At 28.7% G+C, this 14,336-nt stretch carries 13 protein-coding genes and 1 pseudogene; 6 read left to right on the top strand and 8 right to left on the bottom strand.

The window, feature by feature from the left end; translation table 11 throughout:
* Positions 1 to 17: 17 nt before the first annotated feature.
* Entirely contained in the window at positions 18 to 1,133 is a 1,116-nt protein-coding gene (locus DR024_RS00920) for a Ger(x)C family spore germination protein (protein ID WP_034865805.1), read from the bottom strand.
* A complete protein-coding gene (locus DR024_RS00915; protein WP_027097152.1) occupies positions 1,114 to 2,535 on the bottom strand; it encodes a spore germination protein in 1,422 nt (473 codons plus the stop codon). Before DR024_RS00915 ends, DR024_RS00920 begins: the two co-directional genes overlap by 20 nt.
* Before the next feature lie 93 nt (positions 2,536 to 2,628).
* On the opposite strand from DR024_RS00915, the gene DR024_RS00910 reads away from it, so the two are divergent.
* The gene (locus tag DR024_RS00910) at positions 2,629 to 3,711 is read left to right on the top strand and encodes a GerAB/ArcD/ProY family transporter (protein WP_099313566.1); all 1,083 of its coding nucleotides are present in this window, start codon (positions 2,629 to 2,631) and stop codon (positions 3,709 to 3,711) included.
* Positions 3,712 to 3,860: 149 nt separating this feature from the next.
* Entirely contained in the window at positions 3,861 to 4,022 is a 162-nt protein-coding gene (locus DR024_RS00905; RefSeq protein ID WP_027097154.1) for a zinc-ribbon domain-containing protein, read from the top strand.
* A gap of 54 nt (positions 4,023 to 4,076) precedes the next feature.
* Here the strand turns inward: DR024_RS00905 and DR024_RS00900 are convergent, their stop codons facing one another.
* Complete coding sequence (locus DR024_RS00900; RefSeq protein ID WP_099313565.1) at positions 4,077 to 4,631, bottom strand: ECF transporter S component; 555 nt, start codon at positions 4,629 to 4,631, stop codon at positions 4,077 to 4,079.
* Positions 4,632 to 4,771: 140 nt separating this feature from the next.
* On the opposite strand from DR024_RS00900, the gene DR024_RS17585 reads away from it, so the two are divergent.
* Positions 4,772 to 4,930, top strand: coding sequence for a hypothetical protein (locus tag DR024_RS17585; RefSeq protein WP_172458908.1), 159 nt, complete (start codon positions 4,772 to 4,774; stop codon positions 4,928 to 4,930).
* Positions 4,931 to 4,990: 60 nt separating this feature from the next.
* Here the strand turns inward: DR024_RS17585 and DR024_RS00895 are convergent, their stop codons facing one another.
* Genes DR024_RS00895 through DR024_RS00885 form a run of 3 tightly spaced genes read right to left on the bottom strand, consistent with a single transcriptional unit; the run spans position 4,991 to position 8,476 of the window.
* Positions 4,991 to 5,674 (bottom strand): sugar phosphate nucleotidyltransferase, encoded by a 684-nt coding sequence (locus DR024_RS00895; protein ID WP_099313564.1) that lies wholly within the window; start codon positions 5,672 to 5,674, stop codon positions 4,991 to 4,993.
* A gap of 12 nt (positions 5,675 to 5,686) precedes the next feature.
* The gene (locus DR024_RS00890) at positions 5,687 to 6,613 is read right to left on the bottom strand and encodes a DMT family transporter (protein WP_394895914.1); all 927 of its coding nucleotides are present in this window, start codon (positions 6,611 to 6,613) and stop codon (positions 5,687 to 5,689) included.
* A 12-nt stretch (positions 6,614 to 6,625) separates the two neighbouring features.
* Positions 6,626 to 8,476, bottom strand: coding sequence for a phosphotransferase (locus DR024_RS00885; protein ID WP_099313563.1), 1,851 nt, complete (start codon positions 8,474 to 8,476; stop codon positions 6,626 to 6,628).
* A gap of 176 nt (positions 8,477 to 8,652) precedes the next feature.
* Between DR024_RS00885 and trpS the strand changes: the two genes are divergently transcribed.
* Complete coding sequence (gene trpS / locus DR024_RS00880; protein ID WP_099313562.1) at positions 8,653 to 9,657, top strand: tryptophan--tRNA ligase; 1,005 nt, start codon at positions 8,653 to 8,655, stop codon at positions 9,655 to 9,657.
* 24 nt (positions 9,658 to 9,681) lie between these two features.
* On the opposite strand, the gene galU is transcribed toward trpS, so the two are convergent.
* The gene (gene galU / locus DR024_RS00875) at positions 9,682 to 10,548 is read right to left on the bottom strand and encodes a UTP--glucose-1-phosphate uridylyltransferase GalU (RefSeq protein ID WP_099313561.1); all 867 of its coding nucleotides are present in this window, start codon (positions 10,546 to 10,548) and stop codon (positions 9,682 to 9,684) included.
* 236 nt (positions 10,549 to 10,784) lie between these two features.
* Between galU and brnQ the strand changes: the two genes are divergently transcribed.
* Both brnQ and DR024_RS17940 read left to right on the top strand, forming a co-directional pair.
* Positions 10,785 to 12,029: a branched-chain amino acid transport system II carrier protein gene (gene brnQ, locus DR024_RS00870; RefSeq protein ID WP_099313560.1), complete on the top strand. Its 1,245-nt coding sequence runs from the start codon at positions 10,785 to 10,787 to the stop codon at positions 12,027 to 12,029.
* 168 nt (positions 12,030 to 12,197) lie between these two features.
* Positions 12,198 to 13,101: pseudogene (locus DR024_RS17940) on the top strand (IS30 family transposase); the annotation flags it as partial.
* A gap of 155 nt (positions 13,102 to 13,256) precedes the next feature.
* On the opposite strand, the gene DR024_RS00860 reads toward DR024_RS17940, so the two are convergent.
* The gene (locus DR024_RS00860) at positions 13,257 to 14,324 is read right to left on the bottom strand and encodes a sulfotransferase domain-containing protein (RefSeq protein WP_099313558.1); all 1,068 of its coding nucleotides are present in this window, start codon (positions 14,322 to 14,324) and stop codon (positions 13,257 to 13,259) included.
* Positions 14,325 to 14,336: the final 12 nt, after the last annotated feature.

Below are 14,336 nucleotides of genomic sequence, written 5' to 3'. Positions count from 1 at the left end.
TTTTAATTATATGATTTTTATAAACTATCTCTAACCAAACTGCTTCCATCTATTACCAGGTCAATATTTAATTTTAATTCTGTGGAACCTAATATATCCTCAACACTATTTACAGGATAATATTCCTCTACCAACCTTCTAACTCCTAATATATCTATTCCTTTTTCCTTATAATTTTTAAAGAAATCATTTAAATATATCTTTATTTTTTCTTCTTCATCAACTTTTAAAGTTTCTAAAGCCTCATCATCAACAATCAAGCTTCCTTGTATTTCACCTATAGATACCTTTAAATTTATATTCTTTTCTAATATTACTTTATCCCCATCTATTCTTACCTTTGTATTAAGATTATCTTCTAATATATCTAGTGTAACAAACTTATCTTTTTCATCTGGATTAGGAATTTCTAAAGTCCCATCATTTACTCTCCTAGTTAAAAGATTATAACTTACTACATCCTTTTGTTCCAATCTATCTATCATATGGTTATCTTTCATTATAACTCCACCATTTAACTCTATCTTCTTATCTAAAGCATCCTCATTTATAATAAAAGCCCCCATATAACTTATATTACTTGCTACTAAACTTTTTGTTATATAATCATTAACATTTGCGCTAATTACTTTTGCATTATTTCTATTTTTCTCTACTAGTTGATCTAAATATAATCCAAGATATTCTTCATCATTACTAGTAACATCTAGTAATGTATCTACATCTCCAAAATACGTAAACATATATGGTTTAAACCCAAACTCTTGATCATTATTAATTAAGTCAATATACTTTTTTACACCCTTTCTTGCTGCTTGTTCTGTAAATATGTAAGCTCTTACTTGACTAAAGTTTATTCTGTTACTTGATTTTACGTTCATTTCCCTAATAGCCTCCAATGAAGTTTTACCTGTTCCCTTAAAAATAACTCTTCTACCTCTATCTGAACTTTCATTGGCATTTCTATATGGTCTTACACAGTCTATGTACAAAATCACATTATCATATTCATCTCTATCAAATATTATTGATGTTGCAAATGTAATTTTATTTATTTCTCTATAGTTAAAACAACCTATAAATAAAATTGAAAAGATAATAATAGATAAAATGCTAGCTAGTTTTCTTTTCATTATTATCTTCCCCTCCCTTTTCTACTACATGTTGTGATATATGCCTTAAATCCCCTCTAAATATAATATCTTTAAACTTATATGTTTCTACGCTACCAAGAGGGAACAAATAAGAATATCCTCCAGTATCTAAATCTGCTAATTTTGCAATTAAAACTAAAGCCACTATAAAGAATCCTGGCAATCCAAACATAGAACTTACCACAGTTATAATAAGAGACCATATGGACATAGCTCCATATAACTTAGGTGTTAAGAAATAACTTAATGTGCTAATTGCTACAACAATTATTGTTATTCTTGATGCTATACCTGCACCAACTACAGCATCACCTAATATTAAACCTGCAACTATACTCATTGCTCCACCAATTGGCTGCGGAAGCCTTAATCCTGCTTCCTTTATTAATTGAAAGGCCACCATCATGATTAATACCTCTACTATTGTAGGTAATGGAACTCCTGCTCTAGAAACAGCCAACCTAAATACAAATAAGGACGGTATTAATGCAAAATGGTGAGTTAATATTGCAACATACAAACCAGGCATAAATGTAGCTAAGAAAAATGCAATCCACCTAATTACTCTTGTGAAATTCACAAAATACTTATTTAAGTAGTAATCGTCTGGTGCTTGAAAATTTTCCAAAAAGAAATATGGTACAGTTATAACAAAGGGAGTCCCATCAACTAATATGGCAACTCTCCCTTCTAACATCTTAGCTGCTACTTCATCTGGCTTTTCAGTATATCCTACTGTATCAAATACACTTTTCTTCTTTCTAAGGGCATCTTCAATATAATTAGTATCTAATATAAATTTTAAATCTAATTTATTTACTATCTCTTTTACATGTTCAATTAAATAATCTGGTGCAATTCCTTTTATATAAGAAATACAGACAACAGTTTGACTCCTATTACCGACATATATAGGTTCAAACTTTAAATCAGAGTTCTTTATTTTTCTTCTAATTAAAGAAACATTATCTACAAATAACTCTGTGAACCCTTCTCTTGGCCCTTTAACTACTGATTCTGTAACTGGTATACCAACACCTCTTCTTACAAAACCTTTAACTTCACAATAAATTATTTTTTCATGGTCATTAAATAATAAAACTACGTCTCCTGATAACACATGAAGAATTGCATCTTCAACATCCTTTGCGTAGTTTGCAATATTTATCCCTAAAACATTAGGAATTACATCTTCCACACTCCAACATTTATAATCCTTCTTGCCTAAAGGCGTAACAATATACTCACTTATAAATTGAACACTACATAAGTCATCTATAAAGACTAAAGTGCACAATCCTAATGAAGTCATGATCTCCCTATATTTTACGTCAAATGCACCCTCAAATCTCTTTTTAACATATTCTACATCTTTTTTCATAAGCATCACCCAAAGATATTATTCCTCTATGAAGGTTTAATATTCCCTTTTTTGTTAATACTAATGTTGAATTAAAAGGAGGCAGTATTAATTATGGATAAATTATCAAGTAAACATTTTATGTTTTTTATATTAGGATGTAGCATGATAGCCCTTAGAAGCTATAGTTCTATATTTGTCCGATTAGGGGGAAGAGATACTTGGATTCTTGCTTTTTTTGCTTCAATAATTTTTATAATTATTACAATGTATCTTTTAAATATTTGCATTAAATCTCAAACATTTAATATAAAAGATATTTTCTTTTCATCATCCAATTGGTTAGGCCAAATATATATGTTTATATTTGCAGTAGGTTTATTTTCATGTGCTGTTGAATCTGCTTCTGTAGAGGCAAGTTCTATACACACTAATTTCTTTCTTTCTACGCCTAACTGGTATTGCTTATTGTTTTTGATAATTCCTGCAGCATATATATTAACAAAGCAAATGAACACAATTCTAATATTAGTAATTATTACTGTAACACTTACATTAGTTGGGGATGTCGCTTTATTAGCATTAGTAAGTAAATATCTAGATTTTAATTATTTACTTCCAATATTAGGAGAAGGTATGACTAAAGGAAATTGGATATGTATATTTTTAGTTCTTGGTTCACTTTCTTCAGTAGCTATCTCTTTTCCTTTCTTAAAATTCTTAACAAAGGAAAAAGGGTTAAAAACAGATGTTTCTCTTTCTTTAATTATTTGTGTTTCTCTAGTTATAAGCTCACTTATTTCTATAATTACTTTCTTTGGTCCTGCAAGAGCAGGAAATATATTCTACCCAGAATATATTGAAGCTCAAAGGGTACAAATTGCACACTTTTTAGAATTTGGTGAGATATTTTATATATTTAGAAGCGTATGCATGTGGTTTATAAAATACCTATTATCTTCTTATGGAATCCTATTACTATATGAAGATAAAATAAAAAATAAAAAAATATTTATAGGCATATTCAGTGTTCTTGTTTTTATATGTTCATGGTACTTAACAGAAGGTCAGTACTTTCTTTTTTATTCGCTGAAATTATTGCAAGGATTTTTGCTTATACCATTTATCATAATCCCTGTAATAGCCTTTACTACCCATTACTTTAAACACAAAAAATCTGTTAAAATATACAAATAGTTTGTTGAATTTAATTCCAATTATGGTATAATAAATATAATAAAAATAAGTAGGTATTTTTCTATCTGATACTAAGACTTCCCTTCAAAATTCAAGAGAGGTATTATTATCAAGTCAAATAATCCTATGAATTTTAAGGAGGTTTATCAATGGAAGATAAGAAGATTATATGTAAAGATTGTGGAAAGGAATTCGTATTTACTGTAGGTGAACAAGAATTCTTTAAAGAAAAAGGATTTGAAAATGATCCTGTAAGATGCCCTGATTGCAGAAGAGCAAGAAAAGCTCAAAAAATGAATTCTAGAAGATAATTTAATATGTTTATTTTGCTCTAGTCAATATTGACTAGAGCTTTTTTATATATTCTAATTAAATATTCTTTTCTTTATAGGTATTAATATCAAGCTTAAAGGCATAGCTAATACTATTCCAACAGAAACTTGAACAATATTAGTACCTATATCTTTAGCTGCTAATACCAGCCCCTGAATTAATCCTACATTACCTGTTAAAAAAGCAGCTATAATAGTTCCTGCTAAAAAGTAGGCTATTACCATAAATATACCACCTATAGAAAAGGCAATAACTTCATCCTTTTTTATCACTTTATGTTCTTCACCATTGTTTAATTTTTCAAGAACAGCTCCAGCTATATATGCCATTCCCCACTTAATAACAAATGTAAATGGTGCCCATACATAGTATCCAGATGTCATGTCAACTAAAGCCATACCTACAGCACTTGAAAAAGCTCCTCTTTTTTTACCAAGTACTACAACTGATAAAAATACCATACAATCCCCAAGATGCACATAGCCACCTACAGTTGGTATCTTTATAATCATAGTTGCTATAAATACAAATGCTATCATTAAAGCTGTAAGAATTAAATCCCTAGTTTTACTATTAATATTATACATATATCTAACCCCCTTAACTTATTTATATAAAGCATTATATTTTTAACAAATATCTTTTGCAAATATATCGATACAATGTTTATGTATCTTTTTTAAGATTATGAACATAATAATATTAATACATGTAAGGAGGGATATTTATGAAGGTAGCTAAATGGCTACTAGGATTAGTAATTTTTCTAACTCTATCATTTCTTATACTAGAGTATGGAGAAGTTTCTATTAATCTAATAATAATAATTGCATTTGGTGTTTTTATACTATCTCTCATCCAAAATAGAAGAAAAGAAAAAAGTTAATTTGCCTTGTATACAAACAAAAAGTATGACTAACATTTAACAGTCATACTTTTCTTACATTTATTCAACTATTGCTTTTACATTTTGTAAATCTTCTAAAGAATCAATTTCATATATATCACTACTATCAAGCATTTCAATTTTCAAATTAAGATTATCAACATTTTCTCTTACTATATCATCCCAATATAATTTATCAAATCCACCTTCATTAATTGCTTTTTCTAACATTGCTACAATTATTCTAGAATCTTCTTTTTTCCAATATGAAACTCCTGATAATATATAGCCGCTTCCTTCATTTACAACAGATATTTTTTCAACATATTTCTCATCATTAAACTGTATTTCCCACTCATTAAAGAACTTCTCTCTATAAGCTGAAAAATATAATGAACTTTTAGGTTCTTGAATAAAAAAGTTCTTATTTATATATACATCTGCATCTATAACATAACTATCTGATAAATAATCTTTTACTAAATACATTGTATATATATTATTATACACATCATACTTATCATTATTTACCAATTCCACTCCATACTTATCAATTAAATATTCAAATTTTTCTTTTAAATATCCTGTTACAACAACAATCTCATTAATTCCACATTCTTTTAAAAATCTAATTTGCCTTTCAATTAAAGGTTCATTATTTACAATTGTTAATGATTTTGGTGTTTCTAATGTTAGCGGTCTCAATCTTGTTCCCATTCCCGCTGCTAATAATATTGCTCTCATAATATCCTCCTTCTAATCTTCTTTAGCTACTAAAAATGACCCAAACATAACTGCTGTACCTAATAAAATAGTTTTAAAAGATAATGGGGTTCCTAAAAAAATAGTTTCTAATATTATTGCCCAAACAAAATATGTTATATTTATTCCCATTGCTTTTGTAGCTCCTATTTTGTATATAGCACTATAATAACATAAATATGATATAGTTCCAAAGCAAGCTGTAATAAGTATAACCATTATTACTGGATTAGATATTGTAATAGTTGCTAATTTTATTCCTCTAAATATAGGAATTATTATAATTCCATAACATATTGCTGAAATAAACTGTCTTACTTGTAACGAACACTCTGAATCTATTTCATCATCTTTCATTCCATAAGAACATACTACTGCTTCCGTTCCCCAACCAATTACACACATAGCTATAAACACAAAACCTAATAAATTTCCTATATCGCTACCCTTACTATACCCTAATGCAACTATTCCTGATATACTTACTAAAAGACCTAACCAAGCTCTTTTCTTAACTTTTTCTTTTAATATTATCGATGCTAGAATCGCTCCAACTGCTGGATAAAAGGATGATATTGATGCAGTATATGAAGGTCCTAAATACTTTATTGATAAAAGATATCCTGTCATTCCAACAGGGCCTCCTAATATTGCACCCAATGCCACATATCTAGCACTTTTGGTTTTTATTGATTTAAACAAAACATTAGTCTTCTTCTTTGTCCATAAATATATAAAGATCCATATTGAAGAAAATAAATCATGAAAAAACGCACTTACTATTGGTGCTAAAAATATTGCTTCTTCATTCTCTATAAAAGGAGCCATAGACAACACTATTCCCATCATTACGGTATCAGCTCCCCACATAACAGCCGAAACCATACCATTTCTAACTCCAGAATTAATTTTTTTCACCACTTTATCCCCCTTCTATAAAATATTAAATAAATTATTTAAGTTTATCTTAGCTCTATTATACCTATCTATGCCATAAGTTCCAAAATCCTCACCTTCAGCTTCTTTAATTAATGTCCATATTGCCCATAGAAAATCTTGACATATTTTATTTATTAATAATCTTACTCTTTCTTCTCTTGTAGCTTCTCTTCCAAAGTAATATCTTAAGAACTCTCTTTCCTCTTCTTCTGAAAATTCTGCTTCTAAAGTATGAGCAGCCAAATCCCACATTTCTTCATTAATACCGCTATATTCCCAATCAATTAAATATAATCTTCCATTTGTATCTTTTACAAAATTATCTGGTAGAGTATCATTATGAGATGGAACATATCTAGCACCATATTCTTTTATTAACGCCTTTAAATTCATAACTTTTTCTTTTACAATTATATAATCATCAAAAAACTTACCATTTAACTGATTTATTATATCTTCATATAACTCTATTTCTTCAAATACATTAAATTCATTTTCAAATACTATACTTGATTCATGCAATTGTTTTATTATTTGAGAAACTAGCTTCATATTCTCTTGTTTTTTACTACTTCTATTTGTTAAAGTTTCTGCATCTTCTATAAACTTCGATATCTTTATACCTGACTCTTCATTAAAATATGCAATATCTACATTAATTCCTTGTTCTGAAGCCAATTTAGAATTAATCATTTCATATTTTCTAGAAATCATTTTTTCTGTACCAACTCCTGGCACTCGCACAATATAATAATCTCCATCAACATTTACTTTATAATTATTATTAGTAAGTCCACCTGCAACACTTACTTCTTTTATTTTATCTCTATCTACCTGAAATACTTCTGAAGCTATATCTCTAACATAGTCATATTTACTATTTTTCTCTTTTCTCATTATCTTTGGATAGATATTATTCACAACCTTTCCATATTGATCTTCTGTATCAATTTCTCCCCAAGTAAGATCATCAATTTTTAAACATGGCACTTTATAATCTCTTGAAACATCTAATAACATATAATCATAATTTAAATATGGATTTACATTAGACTCAAACTCTTGTAACATTAATTTAAATAAGTTAATTGATATTTTAGATATACCTATCATTTCTCCATCAATTCTATTAAATTGATGAATATCTTTAGCTAATTTAAATAAATATCCATCCTTTAGTTGAACAAAACCTTCATCACCTGAGCCACTTTCATTTGTTATTATGATAGTATTTCTTTTATCATTACTTATTAGCTTAGAAATTACACTTTCTTCAAATATTAAATCTCCTTCAATTAGTATAAAATCATTTTCTATAATATTTTTAGCTAAAGCTAATGATTGCATATTGCCTGTCCAAGAATATCTATCATTATCTACTAGAATTACATCTTTTTCTTCTTTTAATAGATTATATAGCATCTCTTTATTATAACCAGCAATAACAACAATTTTTCTTATTCCATTATCTCTTAAAATCTTTATATTTCTTTGTATTATAGTTGTATCTTCTAAGCTAAGCGCAGCTACTGGAATATCAAAATCCTTTCTTTTACCAGCAGCTAATATAACTGCTTCAGTAACTACATTTACCTTATCTATATCAATTTCTAATTGATTTTCTTTTATATTCTTCAAGTTTTCTTCCAAACACTCTTTTCCTAAGTCTGTAATTCTATAAATTACTTTATTGCCATTTTTAATTATATCAATTTCTCTATTTTGAATAGATTCTTTTAATATTGAATTTACTTTTCCTAATGATATGTTTAATAACTCTGATATTTTTCTTTGACTTATACAAGAATCCTCTAATATAAGTTTTAATACATTAAATTTATCCATTTATCCCATCCCCTTTACTTTTTGTTCATTTATTGAACATGCTTTTATGATAATATATTTCTTATTACATTTCAAGGTTTTTTCCAAAATCTCGTAAAACTCAACTACATTGACAGTTATATTGGTAAATCCTATAATATAGTTATTATATTTAAGTTTAGAAAGGGGTGTTTCTATTGTCAGAAAACCTTAACAAAAAAATAATCTTTAGTGGCATTCAACCATCTGGCGACTTAACTTTAGGCAACTATCTTGGAGCATTAAAAAATTGGGTTAAGCTACAAGACGAATATGATTGTTATTTCTGTGTTGTAGATATGCACGCAATAACGGTTAGACAAACTCCTGCTGATTTAAGAAGAAGAACTTTAGAACTTTTATCAATATATATAGCTGCTGGAATAGATCCAGAAAAAAATACACTGTTTATCCAATCACATGTTCCAGCACATGCTGAATGTTGTTGGTTATTAACATGTAACACTTATATGGGTGAATTAAGCAGAATGACTCAATATAAAGATAAATCTCAAAAGATGGGTTCATCTATTGGTGCAGGGTTATTTACTTATCCATCACTAATGGCAGCTGATATTCTTCTATATAATACTGATTTAGTACCTGTAGGTAAAGATCAAACTCAACACTTAGAGTTAACTAGAGATTTAGCTGAAAGATTTAATAACACTTATAGTCCTACATTTAAAATACCAGAAGGATATATTCCTAAGGCTGGTGCAAAAATTATGGACTTACAAGAACCTACTAAAAAGATGTCTAAATCATCGGATAATCCAAACTCATTCATTTTAATTATGGATTCTCCTGATGTTATAAGAAAAAAAATCAGTAGAGCAGTTACAGATAGTATAGGAATTATAAACTATACTGACGAACAACCTGGTGTGAAAAACTTATTAAATATATTATCAGCTATAAAAGGTATCTCACCTGAAGATTTAGTTAAATCATATGAAGGAAAAGGATATGCCGATTTAAAGAAAGATGTAGCTGAAGCTATTATAGGGGAGCTTGCTCCAATCCAAGAAAAAGTAAAAGAACTTTTATCTAATAAAAAGTATCTTGAAGAAATTTATCAAAATGGTGCTCAAAAAGCATCTTACGTTGCAAATAAAACTTTAAGAAAGATGCAAAAGAAGATTGGATTTATACAAAAATAAAGGAAGGTTTTCACCTTCCTTTTTTTATTCCCAATCTCTACTTTTTAAGTAATCTAAAAATCTATCTCTTAATTCTTCTTTCTTAAGGGCAAATTCAATTGTAGCTTGTAAGAATCCAAGCTTATCTCCTACATCATATCTTCTTCCTTCGAAGTTATATGCATACATAGCTTCTTGACTAATTAAAGTCTTAAGGGCATCTGTTAACTGGATTTCTCCACCCTTTCCAGGCTCTGTATTTTCAAGAATATCAAATATTTGAGGAGTAATTATATATCTACCTAAGATAGCAACATTACTTGGTGCTTCATCTACTGATGGTTTTTCTACTAAGTCTTTAACCTTATATACTCTATCTTCTATATGAATACCATCCACAATACCATATTTATTAGTTTCACTTTCTGGAACTGTTTGAACTCCTAATATAGTAGTTTTATATTCTGAGTAACAATCTATTAATTGCTTTAAACACGGTACTTCACTATCAACAACATCATCCCCTAAAAGGACTGCAAATGGTTCATTTCCAACGAATGTCTTTGCACAATGAATAGCATGACCTAATCCTTTTGGTTCCTTTTGTCTTATATAATGAATATCAACCATATCTGATATATCTCTTACTAACTCAAGCAGCTCTGACTTTCCTGCTTTCTCTAACTCCATTTCAAGCTCTACTGACTTATCAAAATGGTCTTCTATACATTTCTTATTTCTTCCTGTAATTATAAGTATCTCTTCTATACCAGAAGCAACAGCTTCTTCAATAATATACTGTATTGTTGGTTTATCAACTATTGGTAACATTTCCTTTGGTTGTGCTTTTGTAGCTGGTAAAAACCTTGTTCCTAATCCCGCAGCTGGTATTATTGCCTTTTTAACTTTCATAATACTTCCCCTTCCTTCTTTTACATACAAGTATATTTTATCATATTTAAATCATTATGTTAACAATATATAATGAAACTAATAACATCATATATTTTTATACTTTAATAAAAATATATGATTTTTAATATTAATTTCTTAGTTTTTTGTCTTATATTGTATCTTTTTGTTGATACTTATAAAATTAAATGGTACTATTGTTAATAGTACAGTCAATTGTTTAAGGAGGACTTAAGATGAATAATAAAAATAAAGATATATTAATTATCGGTTTTGCACTATTTGCTATGTTCTTTGGTGCTGGAAATTTAATTTTCCCTCCATATTTAGGACACGCTATAGGAAGTGAATATATAATTGGAATGCTAGGATTTATAATAACAGGGGTAGGATTACCACTATTTGCTATACTAGCCTGTTTAAAAGGAGATGGAACCTTTGAAACAATAGCATCTAAAATAGGACCTAAATTTTCAATTATTTTTGCTTCAATTTTATTTATTGCAATTGGACCTATGCTAGGTATCCCTAGAACTGCAGCAACAACTTTTGAAATAACTATACAACCATTATTCCCATCATTCTCACCAATTTTATTTATGATTATATACTTTGCTTTTAACCTTATTTTTGTTTTAAACAAATCTTCAGTTATAGATACAATTGGTAAATATTTAACTCCAGCATTAATAGTATTGCTTTCTTTAGTAATTATTAAAGGAATCTTAGTTCCTCTTGGTGAAATCAGCACTACTGGTGCTACTTCTGTCCTATCAACTTCACTAATTGAAGGATATCAGACTATGGATGCTTTAGCTGCATTACTTTTCGCAGCAGTCATAACTAATAGTTTAAAAGAAAAAGGTTATGATAAAGATAAAATGATTCCTATGGCTTTAAGAGCTAGTATAATAGCAGCTTTAGGATTAGCATTTGTTTATGGTGGACTAACTATACTTGGTGCACAAACTACTGAACTTGTATCTTCAGATATTTCAAAAACTTCATTACTACTTTTTATAGCTCACGGAATATTGGGTAACATAGGAAAAACAGTAATTGCAATAGCTATGAGTCTTGCTTGTTTAACAACATCTATTGGTTTACTAACAGCTGGATCAAGCTTTTTTGAAAAGGTATCAAAAGGAAAACTTCCATACAAGATTAATGCAGTAATAATATCTATAATAAGTATAGTCATCGGTGCATTGGGCGTTGACAATATTATAAAAATATCTGGTCCTATTCTTAACATACTATATCCTGTAGCAATAACATTAATTGTTACTACATTATTAAATAAGTATTTTACAAATATTAAAGCTGTAAGGCTTGGAATTTATACTTCTCTTATTTTTGCTATTTTAGCTGAAATAAAAGTTTTTGATTTAAGTTTTATTCCACTTGCAAACCTTGGTTTTCCATGGTTAATCCCTACTGTAATTATGATAGGCATAGGACATTTTTTAGTGAAGAACTAGTAGAATGAATAGTGAACAATTCAAGAAGCAATTCCAAAGGAATTACAAAAACCAAATTGGCTAAGCCAATTTGGTTTTTAATTTTTAGAAACTCAGCTAGCTGAGTTTCATCATTCACAATTCATTATTTTCACTGTTAACTACTTTCTTTTTCTTGTTCCATTGTAAAATGAAATACGTCGTGGTACAACTACTCAAATAAAACAAGGAAAGCATGTTGAAGTTTACCTTGCCGATACTGACGAAGCTGTATATAGAAAGCATCGTTCAAATTCTTTCCGTACTTTCAAACTCTTAGAATGTAGTGATTTTATTAACTACACTATAGATAAAACCAAAAACAATTCATTGTCACCCGATGCTTGTGTTGGGGAAGCTATCGCTACCGGTAGGTTTAATCGCTCTCAAATGGTTTGCACCAAGACACTATACAACTATATAGATCTTGGATTTATGGATGTAAAAAATACAGATTTACCAATGAAACTGCGTAGAAATACAAAACTGGCTAGAGTAAAGAAGCATAAGAAAAAGCTTGGTACTAGCATATCTCAACGTCCAATAGATATAGATAACCGTACAAAATTTGGTCATTGAGAGATAGATACTGTTATTGGTGAAAAATCTAAGTATTATAATGTACTTCTTACTATAGTAGAGCGTAAAACTAGATATTCTATGGTTTTAAAAGCTATAGCAAAAACTGCTCCTGCAGTTACGGATGCACTTAACAGAGTCCGTAACTTATTTGGCGAGAAATTTAGTAAAGTTTTTTGAGAGTATAACTAGTTACAATTGCTCTGAATTTGCTGATTTGTCTCCAACTGAAACTTAAGCTAATACAAAAATATACCTTACTCATCCACCTTCTTCTTTCAAGAAAGGTACTAATGAGCGTCATAATGGATTTATACGTCGTTTCATCCCAAAGGAAAAACATATATCTGATTATCCCTATGACGATATTGCTTTTATAGAGGATTGGACAAATCCACCACCAAAAAGGATACTAAAATATAAAACTCCAGAAGAATTATTTGAGTTACACTTAGATCAAATAGATGCAATTTAAGTACCTTCAAGTGTTTAAATAACAAATATATTTTAGTTTATTGAGGCGTAATATAGCATAGAAAGAATTAATTAATAAACTATTTATATCACACCTCAATTTAAATAAACTATATTTTATAAATTCTAAAACCTTGCTCTAAAATTTAATCTATTTTAATCATCAAAGGCTTCTTCAATAGAAGTTCTTATTTCATAAGGAAATTCATAAACAAATTCTGGCAACTTATCTTCTATTAATTTAGCGTCTTTTTTTAGATTATCGGTAATAGTAAAATTTTGCGTATTTTTAATTGATTTTTCAGGATCAAATAACTTTTTCTTATTTACATGATCATTAGCTTCCAAGCCAATAAATTCTTCTATCTTTCTTACTGTATCTTCATAATTGTAGACTAGATCTTCAAATCTTAACCTAAAAATACGCTTATCATCTATAAATTTTTCACAGCTTTTCATTCTTCTCCAAAATTCTATAAACTCATTACACTCCTTAGGAAATGGTGCTGACGAATGTATCTTAGGCCATACATAAGTAGACAATGCATACATATCCCTAACATCCCTATCTACAATTATTAATCTAAAATCATCATCAAAATAGTTTGGTATTCTATATGCATTATGTGGTAGTACAAGATGATCATAAATTATATTCTTGTCTAAATTTTGACCAATCATATCTAAATAACCTTTCACAAACTTTTTAGCTGCTCTATAGAATTCATCTTCAGATGGAAAAGAAACAACCATTTTTCTATTTCCAGATATAATATATTGTCTCCCCCATTTATGAATTTTTCTATTTTGAATAATCTTTGCGCCAAGTTGTAATATTACTTTAATTAAAGAAAACCTCACCCCTTTGTATTGTCCATACCATTCTCCTTTTATATTAAAACAATTTAATTCACTTAAAAACTCATCCACCAATGTATTAAATTCTTTCCCATACATTTTTTCATAAGAACCAAACCATCCAAAATTATTTTTAGACAGCTTATTCATCTCCTTTTTAAATGATTTTATAGCCTCGTCAGTTCTATGAATATCCACTCCATTAATAAGCTTATCTTCTAAATCAAATATTCCATTTGGTGTATAGAACGGTATATGTTCGTATCTTATAAGCCCATTTGTAGTACAACTGCTATACTCAGATAATAAGTCTATTACAGCTGAAGAACCAGTACCACAATAACTTGTAACCGCAACCTTTTTCATAAAAACACTCCT

Source organism: Clostridium paraputrificum (genome assembly GCF_900447045.1).
Taxonomy (GTDB): domain Bacteria; phylum Bacillota; class Clostridia; order Clostridiales; family Clostridiaceae; genus Clostridium; species Clostridium paraputrificum.
Note: the sequence above shows the minus strand (reverse complement) of the source record. Positions and strands in the feature narration are given on the sequence as shown.

Bases quoted from the DNA above. Each gene is read 5' to 3' on its own strand.
- DR024_RS00885 (WP_099313563.1), bottom strand. From the start codon at position 8,476: ATGGATAAATTTAATGTATTAAAACTTATATTAGAGGATTCTTGTATA.
- DR024_RS00905 (WP_027097154.1), top strand. From the start codon at position 3,861: ATGGAAGATAAGAAGATTATATGTAAAGATTGTGGAAAGGAATTCGTA.
- DR024_RS00900 (WP_099313565.1), bottom strand. From the start codon at position 4,631: ATGTATAATATTAATAGTAAAACTAGGGATTTAATTCTTACAGCTTTA.
- brnQ (WP_099313560.1), top strand. From the start codon at position 10,785: ATGAATAATAAAAATAAAGATATATTAATTATCGGTTTTGCACTATTT.
- DR024_RS17585 (WP_172458908.1), top strand. From the start codon at position 4,772: ATGAAGGTAGCTAAATGGCTACTAGGATTAGTAATTTTTCTAACTCTA.
- DR024_RS00910 (WP_099313566.1), top strand. From the start codon at position 2,629: ATGGATAAATTATCAAGTAAACATTTTATGTTTTTTATATTAGGATGT.
- DR024_RS00915 (WP_027097152.1), bottom strand. From the start codon at position 2,535: ATGAAAAAAGATGTAGAATATGTTAAAAAGAGATTTGAGGGTGCATTT.
- DR024_RS00895 (WP_099313564.1), bottom strand. From the start codon at position 5,674: ATGAGAGCAATATTATTAGCAGCGGGAATGGGAACAAGATTGAGACCG.
- DR024_RS00860 (WP_099313558.1), bottom strand. From the start codon at position 14,324: ATGAAAAAGGTTGCGGTTACAAGTTATTGTGGTACTGGTTCTTCAGCT.
- DR024_RS00920 (WP_034865805.1), bottom strand. From the start codon at position 1,133: ATGAAAAGAAAACTAGCTAGCATTTTATCTATTATTATCTTTTCAATT.
- galU (WP_099313561.1), bottom strand. From the start codon at position 10,548: ATGAAAGTTAAAAAGGCAATAATACCAGCTGCGGGATTAGGAACAAGG.